The organism is Bacillus sp. OV166, from assembly GCF_900177675.1.
Taxonomy (GTDB): domain Bacteria; phylum Bacillota; class Bacilli; order Bacillales; family Cytobacillaceae; genus Neobacillus.
In genome coordinates, this window is record NZ_FXWM01000001.1 from 185,743 (window position 1) to 206,029 (window position 20,287).

Here is a 20,287-nt window from a genome sequence, read left to right on the forward strand (position 1 = left end):
AGGAATCAGTCATGTTTTTTCAGCGTAAAGGTCGGCTGCGTAAGGAGTATAATGAAAAGCTCTTAATGCAGTTGAATCGATATAAAGAACATTGGCAGCAAGAAAAGCTGCTGTTGGAAAAAAGTTTTGATCCTTCAGAAGAAGTGATTTGCCAAACAAAAATTGCCGAGGCAAAATATATCTTTCTATTAAGAGAAGCAAAGCAGCGGAATGTTACCTTAATGAGATCATAAACAAGCTATTTCTTTTTTTAGGTCTATTTTTATCAACTTGTACATAAGTTGAAACAAAGTGACTTAAGAAGGGGGATAGCTTTTTTGGAACCAATTATCGTAATATCCATCCTCGGAGGGCTCATTCTTATCCTTTTATTTACGGGTGCACCTTTTAAGCCCGCTCGATTGGTTGGACAGGCTGCTATTAAATTAGTTATTGGAGCGCTATTTTTATTCTTCTTAAATGCAGCGGGTAATCGCTATGGCATTCATGTGCCGATTAATTTTGCTACATCGGCTATTTCAGGATTTTTAGGAATCCCGGGTCTAATTGCTTTAGCTGCTATTCAACATTGGGTACTCTAAACCTAAAACCGCTGAAAAAAAGCGGTTTTTCTTTTTGAAAAACAAATTTTAAAAAAAGTATTGACCAATCCTTTTATATGCTGTAATATATGAAAAGTCGTCACAGAGACGATGAAATGCAAACGAAAAAAGTTGTTGACTTCTGGTTGATAACTTGATATGATAATAAAGTCGCTTTTAGGCGATAGAGAAATTGTTCTTTGAAAACTAAACAAACAAAATCGTGCAAACAAACAAAAATTTTTAGTTTCAATTAAGAAACTAAGCCAACGTAACAAATGAGCTAATCAACTTTCTTGGAGAGTTTGATCCTGGCTCAGGACGAACGCTGGCGGCGTGCCTAATACATGCAAGTCGAGCGAATCAATAGGAGCTTGCTCCTGTTGATTAGCGGCGGACGGGTGAGTAACACGTGGGCAACCTGCCTGTAAGACTGGGATAACACCGGGAAACCGGTGCTAATACCGGATAATCCTTTTTCTCTCATGAGGAAAAGCTGAAAGTCGGTTTCGGCTGACACTTACAGATGGGCCCGCGGCGCATTAGCTAGTTGGTGAGGTAACGGCTCACCAAGGCGACGATGCGTAGCCGACCTGAGAGGGTGATCGGCCACACTGGGACTGAGACACGGCCCAGACTCCTACGGGAGGCAGCAGTAGGGAATCTTCCACAATGGACGAAAGTCTGATGGAGCAACGCCGCGTGAGCGATGAAGGCCTTCGGGTCGTAAAGCTCTGTTGTTAGGGAAGAACAAGTACCGGAGTAACTGCCGGTACCTTGACGGTACCTAACCAGAAAGCCACGGCTAACTACGTGCCAGCAGCCGCGGTAATACGTAGGTGGCAAGCGTTGTCCGGAATTATTGGGCGTAAAGCGCGCGCAGGCGGTCCTTTAAGTCTGATGTGAAAGCCCACGGCTCAACCGTGGAGGGTCATTGGAAACTGGGGGACTTGAGTGCAGAAGAGGAAAGCGGAATTCCACGTGTAGCGGTGAAATGCGTAGAGATGTGGAGGAACACCAGTGGCGAAGGCGGCTTTCTGGTCTGTAACTGACGCTGAGGCGCGAAAGCGTGGGGAGCAAACAGGATTAGATACCCTGGTAGTCCACGCCGTAAACGATGAGTGCTAAGTGTTAGGGGGTTTCCGCCCCTTAGTGCTGCAGCTAACGCATTAAGCACTCCGCCTGGGGAGTACGGCCGCAAGGCTGAAACTCAAAGGAATTGACGGGGGCCCGCACAAGCGGTGGAGCATGTGGTTTAATTCGAAGCAACGCGAAGAACCTTACCAGGTCTTGACATCCTCTGACACTCCTAGAGATAGGACGTTCCCCTTCGGGGGACAGAGTGACAGGTGGTGCATGGTTGTCGTCAGCTCGTGTCGTGAGATGTTGGGTTAAGTCCCGCAACGAGCGCAACCCTTGATCTTAGTTGCCAGCATTTAGTTGGGCACTCTAAGGTGACTGCCGGTGACAAACCGGAGGAAGGTGGGGATGACGTCAAATCATCATGCCCCTTATGACCTGGGCTACACACGTGCTACAATGGATGGTACAAAGGGCTGCAAGACCGCGAGGTTTAGCCAATCCCATAAAACCATTCTCAGTTCGGATTGCAGGCTGCAACTCGCCTGCATGAAGCCGGAATCGCTAGTAATCGCGGATCAGCATGCCGCGGTGAATACGTTCCCGGGCCTTGTACACACCGCCCGTCACACCACGAGAGTTTGTAACACCCGAAGTCGGTGGGGTAACCGCAAGGAGCCAGCCGCCTAAGGTGGGACAGATGATTGGGGTGAAGTCGTAACAAGGTAGCCGTATCGGAAGGTGCGGCTGGATCACCTCCTTTCTAAGGATAAAGCTGGACCTGTGAGCCAGACAAAACAGTTTGTAACACGATCTTTGTTTGTTTAGTTTTGAGAGTATAATCTCTCTTTATATTTCCGTTGTGGGGGCCTATAGCTCAGCTGGTTAGAGCGCACGCCTGATAAGCGTGAGGTCGATGGTTCGAGTCCATTTAGGCCCACCATCTTCATAACGGGGCCTTAGCTCAGCTGGGAGAGCGCCTGCTTTGCACGCAGGAGGTCAGCGGTTCGATCCCGCTAGGCTCCACCAAAATCGTTCTTTGAAAACTAGATAATCGTAATGAAGAAGTCAATGTAAGAACCGAGTCAATGCCATTTTAGTTTTCTCTCTTATGTAAGTAAGAGAATAACCTTTTAGGTTAAGTTAGAAAGGGCGCACGGTGAATGCCTTGGCACTAGGAGCCGATGAAGGACGGGACTAACACCGATATGCTTCGGGGAGCTGTAAGTAAGCTTTGATCCGGAGATTTCCGAATGGGGGAACCCACTGTTCGTAATGGAACAGTATCTTTACCTGAATACATAGGGTATGGAAGGCATACCCGGGGAACTGAAACATCTAAGTACCCGGAGGAAGAGAAAGCAAACGCGATTCCCTGAGTAGCGGCGAGCGAAACGGGACATAGCCCAAACCAAGAGGCTTGCCTCTTGGGGTTGTAGGACACTCAACATGGAGTTACAAAGGAACGGGGTAGATGAAGCGATCTGGAAAGGTCCGTCATAGAAGGTAAAAACCCTGTAGTCGAAACTTCGTTCCCTCCTGAGTGGATCCTGAGTACGGCCGGACACGAGAAATCCGGTCGGAAGCAGGGAGGACCATCTCCCAAGGCTAAATACTCCCTAGTGACCGATAGTGAACCAGTACCGTGAGGGAAAGGTGAAAAGCACCCCGGAAGGGGAGTGAAATAGTTCCTGAAACCGTGTGCCTACAAGTAGTTAGAGCCCGTTAATGGGTGATAGCGTGCCTTTTGTAGAATGAACCGGCGAGTTACGATCCCATGCAAGGTTAAGTTGAAGAGACGGAGCCGCAGCGAAAGCGAGTCTGAATAGGGCGTATGAGTATGTGGTCGTAGACCCGAAACCAGGTGATCTACCCATGTCCAGGGTGAAGTCCAGGTAACACTGGATGGAGGCCCGAACCCACGCACGTTGAAAAGTGCGGGGATGAGGTGTGGGTAGCGGAGAAATTCCAATCGAACTTGGAGATAGCTGGTTCTCTCCGAAATAGCTTTAGGGCTAGCCTCACGTAGTAAGAGTCTTGGAGGTAGAGCACTGTTTGGACTAGGGGCCCTCATCGGGTTACCGAATTCAGACAAACTCCGAATGCCAAAGACTTATCCGTGGGAGTCAGACTGCGAGTGATAAGATCCGTAGTCAAAAGGGAAACAGCCCAGACCACCAGCTAAGGTCCCAAAGTATACGTTAAGTGGAAAAGGATGTGGAGTTGTTTAGACAACCAGGATGTTGGCTTAGAAGCAGCCACCATTTAAAGAGTGCGTAATAGCTCACTGGTCGAATGACTCTGCGCCGAAAATGTACCGGGGCTAAACGTATCACCGAAGCTGTGGATTGACATCTTAGATGTCAGTGGTAGGAGAGCGTTCTAAGGGCGTTGAAGCTAGACCGTAAGGACTGGTGGAGCGCTTAGAAGTGAGAATGCCGGTATGAGTAGCGAAAGATGAGTGAGAATCTCATCCACCGAATGCCTAAGGTTTCCTGAGGAAGGCTCGTCCGCTCAGGGTTAGTCGGGACCTAAGCCGAGGCCGAAAGGCGTAGGCGATGGACAACAGGTTGATATTCCTGTACCACCTCTTTATCGTTTGAGCAATGGGGGGACGCAGGAGGATAGGGTAAGCGCGCTGTTGGATATGCGCGTCTAAGCAGTTAGGCTGAGAAGTAGGCAAATCCGCTTCTCGCGAAGGCTGAGCTGTGATAGCGAGGGAAATTTAGTACCGAAGTTCCTGATTCCACACTGCCAAGAAAAGCCTCTAGCGAGATAAAAGGTGCCCGTACCGCAAACCGACACAGGTAGGCGAGGAGAGAATCCTAAGGTGAGCGAGAGAACTCTCGTTAAGGAACTCGGCAAAATGACCCCGTAACTTCGGGAGAAGGGGTGCTTTTTGAGGTGAATAGCCTCGAAGAGCCGCAGTGAATAGGCCCAGGCGACTGTTTAGCAAAAACACAGGTCTCTGCGAAGCCGCAAGGCGAAGTATAGGGGCTGACGCCTGCCCGGTGCTGGAAGGTTAAGAGGAGGGGTTAGCGCAAGCGAAGCTCTGAATCGAAGCCCCAGTAAACGGCGGCCGTAACTATAACGGTCCTAAGGTAGCGAAATTCCTTGTCGGGTAAGTTCCGACCCGCACGAAAGGCGTAACGATCTGGGCACTGTCTCAACGAGAGACTCGGTGAAATTATAGTACCTGTGAAGATGCAGGTTACCCGCGACAGGACGGAAAGACCCCGTGGAGCTTTACTGTAGCCTGATATTGAATTTTGGTACAGCTTGTACAGGATAGGTAGGAGCCTGAGAAGCCGGAGCGCTAGCTTCGGTGGAGGCGTCGGTGGGATACTACCCTGGCTGTATTGAAATTCTAACCCGCACCCCTGATCGGGGTGGGAGACAGTGTCAGGTGGGCAGTTTGACTGGGGCGGTCGCCTCCTAAAGAGTAACGGAGGCGCCCAAAGGTTCCCTCAGAATGGTTGGAAATCATTCGCAGAGTGTAAAGGCACAAGGGAGCTTGACTGCGAGACCTACAAGTCGAGCAGGGACGAAAGTCGGGCTTAGTGATCCGGTGGTTCCGCATGGAAGGGCCATCGCTCAACGGATAAAAGCTACCCCGGGGATAACAGGCTTATCTCCCCCAAGAGTCCACATCGACGGGGAGGTTTGGCACCTCGATGTCGGCTCATCGCATCCTGGGGCTGTAGTCGGTCCCAAGGGTTGGGCTGTTCGCCCATTAAAGCGGTACGCGAGCTGGGTTCAGAACGTCGTGAGACAGTTCGGTCCCTATCCGTCGTGGGCGCAGGAAATTTGAGAGGAGCTGTCCTTAGTACGAGAGGACCGGGATGGACGCACCGCTGGTGTACCAGTTGTTCTGCCAAGGGCATCGCTGGGTAGCTATGTGCGGACGGGATAAGTGCTGAAAGCATCTAAGCATGAAGCCCCCCTCAAGATGAGATTTCCCATAGCGCAAGCTAGTAAGAACCCTGAAAGATGATCAGGTTGATAGGTCAGAGGTGGAAGCGTGGTAACATGTGGAGCTGACTGATACTAATCGTTCGAGGACTTAACCAATTTTTAAGGCATACTTGTTTTTACAACTTCTTCTGTATTATCTAGTTTTGAGGGAATGATTCCTCTAAAAAAATAGTCTGGCAGCAATGGCGAGAAGGTCACACCCGTTCCCATACCGAACACGGAAGTTAAGCTTCTCAGCGCCGATGGTAGTTGGGACACGCGTCCCTGTGAGAGTAGGACGTTGCCAGGCAAATCTAAAACAACCAGAAATGGTTGTTTTTTGTGTTTTCGAAGATTTATGTATGGGTGAACAGAAAATGATAATTGTGCCCATACAACAGAAAAAAAGCCATGGATCGTAACTAAAGAGGATACTAAAAGATTGTCTTTTTGTTTGTCATCTGTAAGGACAATGACAATAGTAAAAAAGTACGAAGTGTTTTCAAAGAAATTACGAATAGACATACACCCAATTGCTAATTGTTACATAATATATTAATTAAGATGACGGCGAAAAGATTATTCGAAAAATTGTATACAAATAGGCACATAAGGGCAGAATGGATGTATGGAGGTGGAGGGATTGAGTTCATTATTAGCACAGAAGTATCATGAGGAAACGTGCGTTATTTGTGAAAATCAAAAACCAAAGGGCATACATCTATACACTTCATTTATTTGTACAGAATGCGAAAATGATTTAATACAAACAGATACAAAGGATCCAAAATATAAATACTTTCTCAAACAACTGAAAAAAATAACCACACCAGAAATTTTTTCATAAAAGTCCATTATGGGCTTATTTTTTTGCATTCAAATGAGATTGAACACTGATTTTTTGTTAGAATGAAGTGAAACTCCAGCAGTGGGGGGGTCTTGCCTGCTAATAAGGCTGAATAAACGAAGCTCTTAGAAGGAAGTAAACAAATGAATAATCAATTAAAAACACCTTTGTATGATGTGTTAATCGACCATGTCAAAAAGAACCCTATTTCCTTTCATGTCCCTGGACATAAATATGGTACTATAAATCAACGAGAAGCAAATCGTTATTTTAAGCAGATTTTACAAATAGATGCGACGGAGTTATCGGGGTTAGATGATCTACATTCGCCAGAAGGGGCGATACTTGAGGCTGAGTCACTACTAGCTAGCCTATTTCAAACCCAAAAGAGTTATTTCCTTGTGAATGGTTCCACCGTAGGCAATCTAGCAATGATTATGGCAGCTTGCTCAGATGGAACAAAGGTTCTTGTTCAAAGAAATTGCCATAAATCCGTTTTAAATGGACTAAGCTTGGCAAAAGCTGACCCCGTGTTTCTCGAGCCTGAATTTGACCAGGAGTGGAAAGTCCCTTCTGGTATACGTATAGAAACGGTTAAAGAAGCTATTAACTTATATCCGGATGCAAAAGCACTCATTTTGACTTATCCGAGCTACTATGGAATGGCATATGATTTACAAGAAATAATCAAAGAAGCACATCTGCATGATATCCCTGTATTAGTGGATGAGGCACATGGACCACATTTTATTCTTGGCGGACCTTTCCCATCGTCAGCCCTTCAATTGGGTGCAGATGTTGTGGTTCAATCGGCACACAAGATACTCCCGGCCATGACAATGGGATCCTTTTTGCATGTGAATAGCCAGTTGATTAATGGCAATAAGGTAAGGGAATACTTAGCCATGTTCCAATCAAGCAGCCCGTCCTATCCGATTATGGCATCCTTGGACCTGGCCAGAAATTATTTAGCTACATATAAACCAAACGATTTAACCTTTCTTTTGAATGAAATCCAACGCTTTAAAGAAATGTTGGCGGAAATTCCAGCAATCCGGGTGTTAGAATACCCAAATGATAACGGAGATCCTTTAAAATTAACCATCCAGTCCCGCTCAGGGTTAAATGGCTTTGATCTCCAAAGAAGATTAGAAGAGGTATCCATTTATACAGAATTAGCCGATCCACATAATGTGCTCTTTATTCTTCCTTTATTAAAAGAAGGTCAAAGCTTTCCTTTGGAAGAAGCGGTCCTGAAAATTAAGAAGGCACTAGCTGGTTTACCTTTAAATGGTGCCCAAGAGGTGTTTGAGGTGGCTAGTCAAAAAATCTCAACGTTAGCGATCCCTTTTAAAGAAATGGGTAATTTAATGGTAAAAGAAGTAGATATAGCTGCAGCGATAGGTGAGGTATGCGCTGAAACGATTATTCCCTACCCCCCGGGTATTCCCTTGCTGATAAAGGGTGAAAGGATAACAAAAGATAAACTCAGTCAACTCGCCAGCCTGTTAAAATCAGGAGCTAGATTTCAAGGCGGCGCCCGATTAAAAGATGGTCTTATAAAGACCTTTTACACATCTTAAGAGATAGATACAGTTTTGGAGGTTTTATTTAAATGGATAAAGGAATATTTATAACGTTTGAGGGCCCAGATGGTGCGGGAAAGTCAACCATTATTAACATGGTTGCCCAGGAGTTTGGAAACGTACTGCTAACGCGTGAACCAGGCGGGATTGATATCGCGGAGCAAATTAGATCCGTCATTTTAGATAAAGAAAATACCGCGATGGACCCTCGGACAGAAGCCTTACTCTATGCTGCTGCAAGAAGGCAGCATTTGATAGAAAAGGTGAAACCAGCCTTAGCAGAGGGGAAAATCGTGTTGTGTGACCGGTTTGTTGATAGTTCCTTGGCTTACCAAGGCTATGCACGCGGGTTAGGAATTGATGAAGTTTTTGTAATCAACCAATTTGCGATTGAAAATTTGATGCCTGAGTTAACGATCTACTTTGATATCGAACCAGAGTTAGGCTTAAAGCGGATCAACAAAAATAAAGGCAGAGAGATTAATCGATTGGATTTAGAAAACCTGGAATTCCACCAAAAGGTTAGCACAGGTTATCATCTATTAATCGAACGCTTTCCAGATAGAATTAAGTCTATTGATGCTTCTGGCACAGTGGAAGAGGTTTTTCAAGAAACCCTAAAAATAATAGTAGAAAAATTAGCAAAAAGGAAGCCTTCCCTATAAGGCTTTTTTTTATCCTAAAAGAAATATGTAGGCGTCCCTGCCATTATGAATGTAAGGAACTCTGTTACCTGTTATAATATAGGAAACAACAAAACTAGATTGGGATATAAAAGAGAGGGTGGTTCTTATGAAACTTATCATAGCTGTTGTACAGGACCAGGATAGCAATCGGTTATCAAAGGCACTAGTAGATAACAATTTTAGGGCAACAAAACTAGCGAGTACAGGTGGATTTCTGAAGTCAGGTAACACGACCTTTATGATTGGTACTGAGGATATTCGCGTGGACAGGGCCCTCCAAATTATTAAGGACAACTGCAGATCCAGAGAACAGTTAGTTGCCCCTGTTTCACCAATGGGTGGAAATGCAGACTCTTATGTCCCATATCCCGTTGAAGTTGAGGTTGGCGGGGCAACCGTATTTGTCCTTCCAATTGAGCAATACATGCATTTTTAAGCCTAGTGAATGTCGGTTAATTTTATAAAGTAAGAGAGTGATGAGCTTGGTAAAATCATGGGAACAGCTAGAAGAGCTTCAGCCAACTGTGTTAAACATGTTAAAAAACAGTTTAGTGAAAAATCGAGTGGCCCATGCGTACCTTCTTGAGGGCATTAGAGGGACAGGTAAACGGGAAATTGCGTTGTTACTGACAAAGTCCCTATTTTGCGAGTCCATCATTGATTGTTATAAACCGTGTGAAGAATGCAATAATTGTCGTCGAATCAATCATGGCAACCACCCTGATGTTCATATTGTTGAGCCGGATGGATTATCCATTAAGGTTGACCAAATCAGAAGCCTGCAGGTTGAGTTTTCCAAAAAGGGATTAGAATCTTTGAAAAAGGTTTATTTGCTTATCCATGCAGATAAAATGAGTGTCAGTGCGTCCAATAGTTTACTGAAATTTTTAGAGGAACCCAATCCCGGGACAGTTGCCTTTCTATTAACAGAACAGCCGCAGAAAATTCTACCAACGATCCTTTCGAGGTGCCAAATACTAACATTTCATCCATTATCACCTCAAGTTATGATTAAACAATTGGTGGAAAACGGCGTAGAACCGCTAAAGGCTCCGCTACTTGCTCAATTGACCAATAGCTTGGATGAAGCACATAAATTAAATGTCGATGAATGGTTTGCACAAGCTCAAAAAATAGTGGTAAAATTATATGAGGTGTTGAAAAAAAATCCGTTGGAGGCTATGGTAACGCTTCAGACTGAGTGGTTTCCACACTTTAAAGATAAAGAACAAATTCACCGTGGTTTAGACCTTATACTTCTTATTTTTAAGGATTTACTATATATACAATTAGATAGGCAGGAGCAAATTGTTTTTCGAGAGGAAAATGAACGGCTGCAACAATTTGCATTGCAAACATCTGGACGGCGCATATCGGATCAAATGTCAGCTATTCTTGATGCAAAAAGAAAGCTTGAGAGGAATATGAATCCTCAGCTGATGATGGAACAGCTTGTGTTAAAATTGCAGGAGGGATCTTCATTTGTATGATGTTGTAGGAGTACGCTTTAAAAAGGCGGGGAAAATCTATTATTTTGATCCAGGGGACCTCTCTATAGAAAAAGATGACTTTGTGATTGTCGAAACAGTTCGTGGAGTTGAGTATGGTAAAGCCGTCATCGCTCGCAAACAGGTGGAGGAGCATGATGTTGTCCTTCCACTAAAAAAAGTGGTGAGAATTGCCGACCCGAAGGATCGAATGATTGTTGAAGAGAATAAGCAAGCCGCAAAGGAAGCTTATGAAGTTTGTAATGAAAAAGTGAATGAGCATCAACTGGATATGAAACTAGTCGATGTAGAATATACATTTGATCGAAATAAAGTCATCTTCTACTTTACAGCTGATGGAAGAGTTGATTTCCGTGAGCTTGTGAAGGATTTAGCAGCTATTTTTAGGACGAGAATTGAATTACGCCAGATTGGTGTCCGCGATGAAGCGAAGATGCTTGGTGGTATCGGTCCCTGTGGGAGAATGTTATGCTGTTCGACCTTTTTAGGGGATTTCGATCCAGTTTCGATAAAAATGGCGAAGGATCAGAACCTTTCATTGAATCCTACAAAAATATCTGGATTATGCGGCAGGCTGATGTGTTGTTTAAAATATGAAAATGATGAATATGAATCTGCTAAAGCATTGCTGCCGGATTTAGGGGAATTCATTGAAACACCACAGGGTAGAGGAAAAGTAGTAGGATTAAATATATTAGAGCGGGTACTGCAGGTTGAACTAAAGGAACAGGATCGAGTTCTGGAGTATACCTTGGAGGAAATCAATAAAGAAGGTGCCTTTTCTATACAATCCACAGATTAACGAGGTGGAAGACGTGGATAAAAAAGAAATATTTGAATCAGTAAGTAATATGGAAACACAAATTGGACATCTTTACCAGCAGCTGGGGGAATTAAAGCAGCATTTAGCCGAAATACTAGAAGAGAATCATTATTTAAAGCTTGAAAATGAACATTTGAGACGTCGTTTAGATGTAACGACTGAAGCGGAAAAAAAGGTAACAGGGAATAAAAAAGGGGCAGTCCTGCCCGAGTCTCCGGGGGTAAAGCCATTTGATGTTGGGGAAGGATATGATAACCTCGCCCGACTCTATCAAGAAGGGTTTCATATCTGTAACCTTCATTTTGGAAGTTTACGCAAGGAAGGCGATTGTTTATTCTGTCTTTCCTTTCTTAATAAGAAATAACCTTAAGAGGCTGACAAAAATCAGCCTCTATTTTCATACATTTAGGGGATGGATAATTTGGTCAACTTGAAGGAAGATGAACGGTTAGATTATTTATTAGCGGAAAACTTAAGGATTATCCAAAGTCCGTCTGTTTTTGCCTTTTCCCTTGATGCCGTTTTACTAGCAAGATTTGTATATGTTCCGATTCAAAAAGGGAACCTAATTGACCTCTGCAGCGGGAATGGTGTCATCCCTTTATTTCTAAGTGCACGAACAAAGGGCCAGATTACTGGTGTTGAAATACAGGAACGGCTTTACGATATGGCGGTAAGAAGCATTGAATATAATGGACTAGAACCCCGACTGCAAATGATTCATGGTGATATCAAGGATATGCCAAAACAGCTGGGCCATGGGCAATTTGATGTCGTCACTTGTAATCCTCCGTATTTTACAACGGCGTCAAAGGAAGAGATGAATCCCAATGAACATCTAGCGATTGCCCGTCATGAAATTCTTTGTACACTAGAGGATGCGGTCAAGGCTTCAAGTCAATTGGCTAAACAAGGTGGCAAGGTGGCTTTTGTTCACCGACCGGGGCGACTGCTGGATATCATTACATTGATGAGACAATACCGGCTTGAACCCAAACGAATTCAATTTGTCTATCCGAAGAGGGGGAAAGAGGCTAATACGCTTTTAATTGAGGCAATTAAGGATGGCAGTCCGGATCTAAAAATTTCTCCACCGTTATTTGTTTATAATGATAACAATGAATATACACCAGAAATTAGAGAGATTTTATATGGAGAATGACGATCACTATTTTTATGTACTTACCTGTAAGGACGGTAGTTTATATGGTGGATATACGAATAATCTTGAACGCCGGATTAGGCTTCATAATGAAGGAAAAGGGGCAAAATATACGCGGGGCAGAGGTCCGGTCGAACTTACATACTATAGAAGCTATGAAAATAAAGGGGAAGCGCTAAGGGCAGAATATTCCTTTAAGCAATTAAGCAGGAAGAAAAAAGATGAATTTTTAATAAAAGAAACAGGTGATGTGTATGTGGCAGCAAAAAAGCTTTGAGAATGAGGCTACGAAAGGGATCTTATATCTTATTCCCACACCAATTGGTAATTTAGAAGATATGAGCTTCCGTGCGATTCGATTATTAAAAGAAGCAGACTTAATTGCTGCAGAGGATACAAGGAATACAAAGAAGCTTTGCAATTACTTTGAAATTGGAACACCTGTTGTAAGTTATCATGAACACAATAAAGAAACGAGCGGCGATAAATTGATTCAAAAAGTAAAGGAAGGGTTAAAGATTGCGCTCGTAAGTGATGCGGGTATGCCTGCCATTTCAGATCCAGGTTATGAGCTGGTTGCAGCGGCCATTGAAGAAAAGGTAACAGTCGTTCCGTTACCAGGTGCAAATGCTGCTCTAACATCATTAATTGCCTCCGGTTTAGTGTGCCAGCCCTTTTACTTTTTTGGTTTTTTGAATCGAAACAAGAAAGAAAAGCGGGCGGAGTTAGAACACTTAAAATGGCAGTCAGCTACGTTGATCTTTTATGAATCACCACATCGCCTAAAAGAAACGCTTTCGATTATGTCAGATGTCCTCGGTAACCGGAAAATCGCAATTTGCAGGGAGTTAACGAAAAAGTATGAGGAATTTATTCGAGGAACGATCGAAGAAGTAATCGCTTGGACCACGCAGGATGAAATCCGCGGAGAGTTTTGCTTGATTGTTGAGGGGACGGATCAGCAACAAGAGGAAGAACCAAGCTGGTGGCACGATTTAACGCTTGAAGAACATGTAAATCACTATATTTCTGAAAAAAATATCCCTTCGAAGGAAGCGATCAAACTAACAGCGAAAGATCGTGACATAAATAAAAGAGAAGTGTATCAGGCCTATCATGTCGAATAGATAGAGCTTAAGCGGGATACACCGCTGAACGTTTGTTTCCCCTTTTCACAGAAAAAAGCTCCAGCACTAATTGAAGTGCCGGAGCTTTCTATTATTTTACTAATTCAAAGTTGTTTTGGATTTCTTGTAATAACTGTTCTGCACCTTCACGGCTAAGAATTAATTTACCGCCAGCAAGAGTTAAATTATCATCAGATACTTCTCCTGTAACTTGGCAAGTCATATTTGGCTTGTATTTCTTTAAGATAATACGCTCATCATCAACGTAAATTTCAAGAGCATCTTTTTCAGCGATACCAAGAGTACGTCTTAATTCGATTGGAATAACCACACGGCCTAACTCATCAACTTTACGAACAATACCAGTAGATTTCATTTTTATGATCTCCTCTCACATTTGCACTTATTTTTTCTCTATCTATTTATTCGTCATTATTCGACAAAATTTTCATAACCTAATAATACAAGAAATTCCCATATCCGTCAATTATTTTATTTGGAAAATTAATAGTAAATTTATTCAATTAAGATGATCGTTGATTTAACAACGTTTTTTCTAAAAATTACCTATATTTAGCAGTAAATAATACTATTGGATTGTTGGTAAAATAACTGTTCAATTCTTTACTTTTTCGACAAACTTCAACATAAATTGATGCAATTGAACTATATATCCTTCGAAGGAATAGAAACCTTTATGGGTGTAATAGGAAAATATGAAAAAATAAAGGAATCAGGTAAAAGAGCGCCTCCTTGCACAAAAGTTGGTTTTTCGGTATATTTTGAGGATAGAAGCGGGAAAAAAGAGGCAATAATGGTTAAATAGAGCTTTGGACTCGCAAACTAGCGGAGGGATTAAGATGGAGAATAAATTAAAGACTTTTTACCTAACGACACCGATTTACTATCCAAGCGGTAATTTACATATTGGGCATGCTTATACAACTGTTGCAGGTGATGCAATGGCCCGTTATAAGCGGATGCGCGGCTATGATGTTATGTACTTAACTGGAACGGATGAGCATGGGCAGAAAATTCAAAGGAAAGCTGAAGAAGCAGGGATTACTCCGCAGCAGTATGTCGATGAAATTGTCGATGGAATTAAAGAATTATGGAAAAGACTCGATATTTCTTATGATGATTTTATCCGAACAACGGATGAAAGACATAAACAAGTCGTTGAAAAGATGTTTGCGAGACTGCTTGAACAAGGAGATATTTATCTCGATCAGTATGAAGGCTGGTACTGTACACCATGTGAATCCTTTTATACAGACCGTCAGTTAACGGATGGAAATTGTCCGGATTGTGGCCGTCCGGTGGAAAAGGTTAAAGAAGAATCATACTTTTTTAGAATGAGTAAATATGTAGATCGTCTTTTGCAGTACTACGAGGAAAATCCCGATTTCATCCAACCTGAATCTCGAAAAAATGAAATGATTAATAACTTTATCAAACCTGGCCTGGAGGATCTTGCTGTTTCAAGGACAACGTTTGATTGGGGGATCAAGGTGCCGGGGAATCCAAGGCATGTTATTTATGTTTGGATTGATGCCCTTTCCAACTATATTACGGCACTTGGTTATGGAACAGAAAATGATGCAAAATATTTAAATTACTGGCCAGCCGATGTTCACTTAATGAGTAAGGAAATTGTACGTTTCCACACCATCTATTGGCCAATTATGTTAATGGCATTAGATATTCCACTGCCCAAAAAGGTATTTGCCCATGGCTGGCTGTTAATGAAGGATGGAAAAATGTCCAAATCGAAAGGGAATGTGGTTGACCCTGTCACCTTAATTGATCGTTATGGTCTGGATGCACTTCGTTATTATTTATTAAGGGAAGTGCCGTTTGGGGCGGATGGTGTATTTACACCTGAAGGATTTGTTGAAAGAATCAACTTTGACTTAGCCAATGATTTAGGAAATCTTTTAAATCGTACGGTCGCAATGATTGAAAAATACTTCAACGGAGTTATACCTGATTATTCCGGCTCTATTGGGGAATTTGATGCATCGCTGCTGCAGGTCAATCTTGATACCGTTAATAAATATGAGGAAGCAATGGAGAAAATGGAGTTTTCTGTTGCGTTAACTTCGATTTGGCAATTAGTCAGCCGGACGAATAAGTATATCGATGAAACAAAACCTTGGACATTGGCAAAGAATGAGGAGAATAAAGGTGAGCTCTCAAGTGTAATGGCTCATCTGGCCGAATCCTTACGAAGAATTGCGATTTTACTGCAGCCATTCCTAACACGTACACCGAATTCCATCTTTACGCAGCTGGGTATTCAGGATGAGAGCCTTAAAACATGGGAAAGCCTCTCTGATTTTGGTGCCATTCCAAGCGGAACAAAAGTCGAAAAGGATGCACCGATATTCCCAAGACTTGAAATTGCTGAGGAAGTAGAATTTATTAAGACGAAAATGCAAGGTTCTGCTCCCGTAGTTGAAGAAAAGAAAGAAGAAAAGCCGGAAGAGAAACCTGAAGAAATCGATGAAATTGCCATTGACGATTTTATGAAAATTGATTTAAGGGTAGCCGAAGTTGTCCAAGCAGAGCCTATAAAAAAGGCGGATAAATTGCTTAAGCTTCAGCTCGATTTAGGCTATGAAAAGCGCCAGGTCGTTTCTGGAATTGCCCAATATTATAAGCCGGAAGAATTAGTTGGTCGAAAGGTCATTTGTATAACCAATCTAAAACCAGTTAAACTTCGTGGTGAACTATCACAAGGAATGATCCTAGCTGGTTCAAAAGATGGTCAACTTTCGCTGGCAACCGTCGATCAAACATTACCGAATGGTTCCAAGGTGAAATAAAGGTTAATAACTTTACAAGAAAAGCGCCTGCACAAGGCGCTTTTCAATGTTACACGTGGAACATTTTTCGTAATATTTCTATTTATTACTTGGTTATTGTTGAATATTGGCATTTCAAACGCGAATAAGAAAATGTTAGCGAAAAATAAAGTTCTTATTGAAAAAAATGGTGAAGGAGCAAAACTATGCTATTTGATACCCATGTACATTTAAATGATGACCAATATAACGAGGATTTAGAAGAAGTGATCACCAGGGCTCAAAGTGAGGGAGTCACTACTATGGTCGTGGTCGGGTTTGACCGCAAGACCATTCAAAGGGCAATGGAATTAGCTGATAGCTATGATTTTATCTTTGCCTGCATTGGGTGGCATCCCGTTGATGCGATCGACATGACCGAGGAGGATTTACGTTGGATAGAGGAATTAACTGCCCATCCAAAGGTAGTTGCCATCGGTGAAATGGGCTTGGATTATCATTGGGACAAATCTCCAAAGGATATTCAGAAGGAAGTTTTTCGAAAACAAATCAGACTTGCTAAAAAGGTTAATCTTCCAATCGTGATTCATAATCGCGAAGCAACAGCTGATATTGTGGAAATTTTAAAGGAAGAAGATGCGGAAGAAGTAGGCGGGATTATGCATTGCTTTAGCGGCAGCCCTGAAGTGGCGAAGGAATGCGTGAAAATGAACTTTTATATTTCTCTTGGCGGCCCTGTTACCTTCAAAAATGCCAAAAAGCCGAAAGAAGTAGCTGCAGAAATTCCACTTGATAAACTATTAATAGAAACAGATTGCCCGTATTTGGCTCCCCATCCCTACCGCGGGAAAAGAAATGAGCCTAGTTATGTAAAATTAGTAGCTGAACAAATTGCCGAAATAAAAGGATTGACAATCGAAGAAGTGGCGGAAGCAACGACACGAAATGCTAAAAAATTATTCGCCATAAAATGATAGGGGAATTTGTCGAAGCTGGTGGAAGCTTGTCTTATATTTTAGCGATAACAAAAAGTTCTACATGTCTCCTTTTCTACATAGGATAACCGTGTCGATAAGTTTATCTTTGCAATTTTCCCAACTTTGTGCATAATTAGAAATACCTTCGCACAGTATGCAAAGATTAACAGCCGACAGCATGGTTCATTAATCTCTCTAAGAAAAGGAGGCGTTTTTCATCGTATTCAAAAACATGAAAAACCTGTTTTCCAAGTCTTTGAGCCGGAAGACATTGACCATTGCTTTTGCTAGTTTCGTAGTTTTGCTGACAACTCTTGGTATTCTTTTTTACGAAGGATCAAAGAAAACTGTTGCCATCACTCTTAACGATCAGCAAAAGGTCGTGAAAACACATGCAGATACCATCAAAGAATTATTAGATGAATTGGATGTATCCACCCGCTCACAAGACTATTTGCAACCTAAGGCGAATGCAAAGGTGAAGGACCACCTGAAAGTCGAATGGAAGCAAGCTAACCAGGTTCACATTGTCAAGGACAACGAGAAAAAAACGATCTGGACGACAGCTGATACAGTAGCTGAACTCCTAAAAGAGCAGAAAATTGTTTTGAGCAAACATGACCAAATCTCACCTAGACCGCAAGCAGCAATACAAGATAAGATGAAGGTTGGAATAAAAGAAGCATTTCATCTTACATATGTTGACGGCGGTAAAAAGCAACAAGTTTGGGCCACTTCGGCTACGGTCGCTGACTTTTTATCACAACAGGGCATTCAGTTAAACACACTAGACCGAGTTGAACCGTCATTAACAGAAACCATCTCAGAAAATGGTGTTGTTAACGTCATTCGAGTAGAAAAAGTCACCGATGTAGTGGAAGAACCTGTTCAATTTGCTGTAGTAACCAAAAAGGATGAAAGTTTAGAAAAAGGCAAAGAAAAGATCATTACCGAAGGCAAGCACGGTCGCGTTTCTAAACAATATGAAGTCCTAATTGAAAATGGCAAAGAAGTAACTAGAAAATTAATTAGTGAGCAGAAGATTGCAGAAAAGCAAGATAAAGTTGTGGCTGTCGGAACGAAGGATTTATCGTTACAAGTTTCACGTGGTGCAGATGAGTCGGGACAGGAGTTTTACGTTACTGCAACTGCTTATACAGCGTATTGTAATGGCTGTTCAGGTAGAACAGCAACGGGACTTAATCTCCGAGCTAACCCGAACATGAAGGTGATTGCTGTTGACCCAAGAGTTATTCCGCTGGGAACAAAGGTGTATGTTGAAGGATACGGCTATGCTGTAGCAGCTGACACAGGAGGGGCAATTAAAGGATATATCATTGATTTATTCATGCCATCCAATCAGGATTGCTACCGCTGGGGGCGCAAAAAAGTAAAGATTAAAATTTTAAATTAGTTTACAATTTGCAGAGGGTCCTATCCTCTGCATTTTGCTTTTTTCATAAATTTCTTTATACTAACATCGAATACATATTGATAAAATGCTTCATCTTTATTTTACTTTATTGTATGAATGGATTCAATAATATAGACGATGTACATTACAAAAATGTTTCAAGTTTTTTTCATTATTTATTTTTTTTATTACGGAGGCTCACACTTTTAAAATGAAGATTAAAGAAATTATAGTTGTGGAAGGTAAAGACGATACTACAGCGATTAAACGGGCAATCAATGCAGATACAATTGAAACAAATGGTTCAGCTGTAAATGAAACCACCATTGAAAAGGTAAGACGTGCTCAACAGTCCCGAGGCGTAATTATTTTTACGGACCCTGATTTTCCTGGTGAAAAAATTAGAAAGACGATCGCTGAGGCTGTTCCTGGTTGTAAACACGCATTTTTAACGAAGGAAGCAGCTATGGGAAAAGCAGGGGAAAGCCTCGGTGTGGAACATGCCAGTCCTGAAGCCATCCAAGAGGCGCTAAAGGATGCCCAGACCATGCGTGAAACGTTTATAGAGGAAATAACGCAAGAGGACCTACTTACAGCTGGCCTTATCGGCGGTGAAGGGGCTAAAGAAAGAAGAATCATGTTGGGAAAAATTTTAAAAATTGGTTATACCAATGGAAAACAGCTTCATAAGCGCTTAAATGTATTCCAAATCAGTAAGCAGGAATTCGCTGAAGCACTAAGGGTTGTAAGTCAGGAGGAACTACATGAATAAAGATATAGCTACACCGGTAAGGACAAAAGATATTCTTAAAAAATACGGATTTTCATTTAAAAAGAGCCTTGGCCAAAACTTTTTAATTGATACAAATATCTTGAAAAAGATTGTTAGCTTTGCGAATTTAACAGAAGATTCTGGTGCGATTGAAATCGGACCAGGAATTGGTGCGCTTACTGAGCAATTGGCCCGCACAAGCAAAAAGGTCGTCGCCTTCGAGATTGATCAACGTTTATTACCAATCTTAAATGATACCTTATCACCCTATCCCAATGTAAAAATCATACATAACGATGTATTAGAGGCAGATGTGGCAGAAGTTATTAGCGAAGAATTTAATGATATGGACGATATCATGGTGGTTGCTAATTTACCATATTATGTTACAACACCGATCATCATGAAGCTTCTTGAAGAGCATTTACCCATCCGCGGGATTGTTTGTATGCTCCAAAAAGAGGTAGCAGACCGGATTTCTGCACGGCCAGGGACGAAGGACTATGGCTCACTTTCCATCGCCGTTCAGTATTACACAGAGGCAGAAACAGTAATGATCGTTCCAAAAACGGTCTTTGTGCCGCAGCCGAATGTGGATTCTGCCGTCATCAGGTTAACCAGGAGGGAACATCCCGCTGTTACGGTCACAGATGAAACATTCTTTTTTCAAGTGACCAGGGCCAGCTTTGCGCAACGAAGAAAAACCCTGCTTAATAATTTAACTAGCCAGCTACCCGAGGGAAAGCAAAAGAAAGAAGACATCCTCCAGGCCTTAAGTGCAAGCGGAATCGATCCTGCTAGAAGAGGAGAGACCCTTTCCTTAGAGGAATTTGGCCGCTTAAGCGAAGAATTATATCCGTTTTTCCACTAGACTCTTTTTATAGGGTCTATTTTTTTTCACAAGAAAGCAAAGGTTTGCATAGCCTATGAGAGAAACTTTATTTAAAGGCCCTTTTGCTGGTC

The 20,287-nt window shown here is 42.3% G+C and carries 19 protein-coding genes, 2 tRNA genes and 3 rRNA genes; 23 read left to right on the forward strand and 1 reads right to left on the reverse strand.

Features of this window, described 5'->3' with window-relative positions:
* The first annotated feature begins 11 nt into the window (after window positions 1–11).
* The 17 genes from CCK98_RS00875 to rsmI all read left to right on the forward strand — a co-directional run bounded on the left by CCK98_RS00875 (window position 12) and on the right by rsmI (window position 13,354).
* Window positions 12–233 (forward strand): YaaL family protein, encoded by a 222-nt coding sequence (locus CCK98_RS00875; RefSeq protein ID WP_088084903.1) that lies wholly within the window; start codon window positions 12–14, stop codon window positions 231–233.
* Between the two features lie 84 nt (window positions 234–317).
* The gene (locus tag CCK98_RS00880; RefSeq protein ID WP_088084904.1) at window positions 318–581 is read left to right on the forward strand and encodes a pro-sigmaK processing inhibitor BofA family protein; all 264 of its coding nucleotides are present in this window, start codon (window positions 318–320) and stop codon (window positions 579–581) included.
* 293 nt (window positions 582–874) lie between these two features.
* Window positions 875–2,424, forward strand: a 16S ribosomal RNA gene (locus CCK98_RS00885).
* A 103-nt stretch (window positions 2,425–2,527) separates the two neighbouring features.
* Window positions 2,528–2,604 (forward strand) — tRNA-Ile (locus CCK98_RS00890).
* Window positions 2,605–2,614: 10 nt separating this feature from the next.
* Window positions 2,615–2,690: transfer RNA gene (locus tag CCK98_RS00895), tRNA-Ala, on the forward strand.
* 107 nt (window positions 2,691–2,797) lie between these two features.
* A 23S ribosomal RNA gene (locus CCK98_RS00900) occupies window positions 2,798–5,732 on the forward strand.
* Between the two features lie 76 nt (window positions 5,733–5,808).
* Window positions 5,809–5,925 (forward strand): 5S ribosomal RNA (gene rrf, locus CCK98_RS00905).
* The 16S, 23S and 5S rRNA genes sit together here with 2 tRNA genes alongside, the layout of an rRNA operon.
* Window positions 5,926–6,258: 333 nt before the next feature.
* Window positions 6,259–6,462, forward strand: coding sequence for a sigma factor G inhibitor Gin (locus CCK98_RS00910; protein WP_088084905.1), 204 nt, complete (start codon window positions 6,259–6,261; stop codon window positions 6,460–6,462).
* Window positions 6,463–6,605: 143 nt separating this feature from the next.
* Window positions 6,606–8,045: an aminotransferase class I/II-fold pyridoxal phosphate-dependent enzyme gene (locus CCK98_RS00915; protein ID WP_088084906.1), complete on the forward strand. Its 1,440-nt coding sequence runs from the start codon at window positions 6,606–6,608 to the stop codon at window positions 8,043–8,045.
* A 32-nt stretch (window positions 8,046–8,077) separates the two neighbouring features.
* Window positions 8,078–8,713: a dTMP kinase gene (tmk, locus tag CCK98_RS00920; protein ID WP_088084907.1), complete on the forward strand. Its 636-nt coding sequence runs from the start codon at window positions 8,078–8,080 to the stop codon at window positions 8,711–8,713.
* A 127-nt stretch (window positions 8,714–8,840) separates the two neighbouring features.
* Entirely contained in the window at window positions 8,841–9,170 is a 330-nt protein-coding gene (locus CCK98_RS00925) for a cyclic-di-AMP receptor (RefSeq protein WP_088084908.1), read from the forward strand.
* 46 nt (window positions 9,171–9,216) lie between these two features.
* Window positions 9,217–10,224, forward strand: coding sequence for a DNA polymerase III subunit delta' (gene holB / locus CCK98_RS00930; protein ID WP_088084909.1), 1,008 nt, complete (start codon window positions 9,217–9,219; stop codon window positions 10,222–10,224).
* Entirely contained in the window at window positions 10,217–11,044 is an 828-nt protein-coding gene (locus tag CCK98_RS00935) for a stage 0 sporulation family protein (RefSeq protein ID WP_088084910.1), read from the forward strand. The genes holB and CCK98_RS00935 overlap by 8 nt, the downstream gene beginning before the upstream one ends.
* A gap of 13 nt (window positions 11,045–11,057) precedes the next feature.
* Window positions 11,058–11,429: a DNA replication initiation control protein YabA gene (gene yabA, locus CCK98_RS00940; protein ID WP_088084911.1), complete on the forward strand. Its 372-nt coding sequence runs from the start codon at window positions 11,058–11,060 to the stop codon at window positions 11,427–11,429.
* 57 nt (window positions 11,430–11,486) lie between these two features.
* Window positions 11,487–12,227 (forward strand): tRNA1(Val) (adenine(37)-N6)-methyltransferase, encoded by a 741-nt coding sequence (locus CCK98_RS00945; RefSeq protein ID WP_088084912.1) that lies wholly within the window; start codon window positions 11,487–11,489, stop codon window positions 12,225–12,227.
* Window positions 12,217–12,504: a GIY-YIG nuclease family protein gene (locus CCK98_RS00950; RefSeq protein ID WP_088084913.1), complete on the forward strand. Its 288-nt coding sequence runs from the start codon at window positions 12,217–12,219 to the stop codon at window positions 12,502–12,504. Before CCK98_RS00945 ends, CCK98_RS00950 begins: the two co-directional genes overlap by 11 nt.
* A complete protein-coding gene (rsmI, locus tag CCK98_RS00955; protein WP_088084914.1) occupies window positions 12,482–13,354 on the forward strand; it encodes a 16S rRNA (cytidine(1402)-2'-O)-methyltransferase in 873 nt (290 codons plus the stop codon). The genes CCK98_RS00950 and rsmI overlap by 23 nt, the downstream gene beginning before the upstream one ends.
* A 91-nt stretch (window positions 13,355–13,445) precedes the next feature.
* Here rsmI and CCK98_RS00960 read toward each other — a convergent pair whose 3' ends face one another.
* Window positions 13,446–13,736, reverse strand: a complete 291-nt coding sequence (locus CCK98_RS00960; protein WP_176525588.1) for an AbrB/MazE/SpoVT family DNA-binding domain-containing protein — start codon at window positions 13,734–13,736, stop codon at window positions 13,446–13,448.
* A gap of 315 nt (window positions 13,737–14,051) precedes the next feature.
* Here CCK98_RS00960 and CCK98_RS36000 point away from each other — a divergent pair, with 315 nt between their 5' ends.
* The 6 genes from CCK98_RS36000 to rsmA all read left to right on the forward strand — a co-directional run bounded on the left by CCK98_RS36000 (window position 14,052) and on the right by rsmA (window position 20,195).
* Complete coding sequence (locus CCK98_RS36000) at window positions 14,052–14,180, forward strand: hypothetical protein (protein WP_256942221.1); 129 nt, start codon at window positions 14,052–14,054, stop codon at window positions 14,178–14,180.
* Window positions 14,181–14,214: 34 nt separating this feature from the next.
* Window positions 14,215–16,182, forward strand: coding sequence for a methionine--tRNA ligase (metG, locus tag CCK98_RS00965; protein WP_088084916.1), 1,968 nt, complete (start codon window positions 14,215–14,217; stop codon window positions 16,180–16,182).
* Window positions 16,183–16,367: 185 nt separating this feature from the next.
* Window positions 16,368–17,135 (forward strand): TatD family hydrolase, encoded by a 768-nt coding sequence (locus CCK98_RS00970; RefSeq protein WP_088084917.1) that lies wholly within the window; start codon window positions 16,368–16,370, stop codon window positions 17,133–17,135.
* Between the two features lie 235 nt (window positions 17,136–17,370).
* The gene (locus tag CCK98_RS00975) at window positions 17,371–18,552 is read left to right on the forward strand and encodes a G5 and 3D domain-containing protein (protein WP_088084918.1); all 1,182 of its coding nucleotides are present in this window, start codon (window positions 17,371–17,373) and stop codon (window positions 18,550–18,552) included.
* A gap of 211 nt (window positions 18,553–18,763) precedes the next feature.
* Window positions 18,764–19,324: a ribonuclease M5 gene (rnmV, locus tag CCK98_RS00980; RefSeq protein WP_088084919.1), complete on the forward strand. Its 561-nt coding sequence runs from the start codon at window positions 18,764–18,766 to the stop codon at window positions 19,322–19,324.
* Complete coding sequence (gene rsmA, locus CCK98_RS00985) at window positions 19,317–20,195, forward strand: 16S rRNA (adenine(1518)-N(6)/adenine(1519)-N(6))-dimethyltransferase RsmA (protein WP_088084920.1); 879 nt, start codon at window positions 19,317–19,319, stop codon at window positions 20,193–20,195. The genes rnmV and rsmA overlap by 8 nt, the downstream gene beginning before the upstream one ends.
* Window positions 20,196–20,287 lie beyond the last annotated feature (92 nt).

Excerpts from the sequence above, each read along its gene's own strand:
- CCK98_RS00915 (WP_088084906.1), top strand. The coding sequence starts at position 6,606 with ATGAATAATCAATTAAAAACACCTTTGTATGATGTGTTAATCGACCAT.
- CCK98_RS00925 (WP_088084908.1), top strand. The coding sequence starts at position 8,841 with ATGAAACTTATCATAGCTGTTGTACAGGACCAGGATAGCAATCGGTTA.
- rnmV (WP_088084919.1), top strand. The coding sequence starts at position 18,764 with ATGAAGATTAAAGAAATTATAGTTGTGGAAGGTAAAGACGATACTACA.
- CCK98_RS00975 (WP_088084918.1), top strand. The coding sequence starts at position 17,371 with ATGAAAAACCTGTTTTCCAAGTCTTTGAGCCGGAAGACATTGACCATT.
- tmk (WP_088084907.1), top strand. The coding sequence starts at position 8,078 with ATGGATAAAGGAATATTTATAACGTTTGAGGGCCCAGATGGTGCGGGA.
- rsmA (WP_088084920.1), top strand. The coding sequence starts at position 19,317 with ATGAATAAAGATATAGCTACACCGGTAAGGACAAAAGATATTCTTAAA.
- CCK98_RS00950 (WP_088084913.1), top strand. The coding sequence starts at position 12,217 with ATGGAGAATGACGATCACTATTTTTATGTACTTACCTGTAAGGACGGT.
- CCK98_RS00875 (WP_088084903.1), top strand. The coding sequence starts at position 12 with ATGTTTTTTCAGCGTAAAGGTCGGCTGCGTAAGGAGTATAATGAAAAG.
- CCK98_RS36000 (WP_256942221.1), top strand. The coding sequence starts at position 14,052 with ATGGGTGTAATAGGAAAATATGAAAAAATAAAGGAATCAGGTAAAAGA.
- metG (WP_088084916.1), top strand. The coding sequence starts at position 14,215 with ATGGAGAATAAATTAAAGACTTTTTACCTAACGACACCGATTTACTAT.
- rsmI (WP_088084914.1), top strand. The coding sequence starts at position 12,482 with ATGTGGCAGCAAAAAAGCTTTGAGAATGAGGCTACGAAAGGGATCTTA.
- CCK98_RS00970 (WP_088084917.1), top strand. The coding sequence starts at position 16,368 with ATGCTATTTGATACCCATGTACATTTAAATGATGACCAATATAACGAG.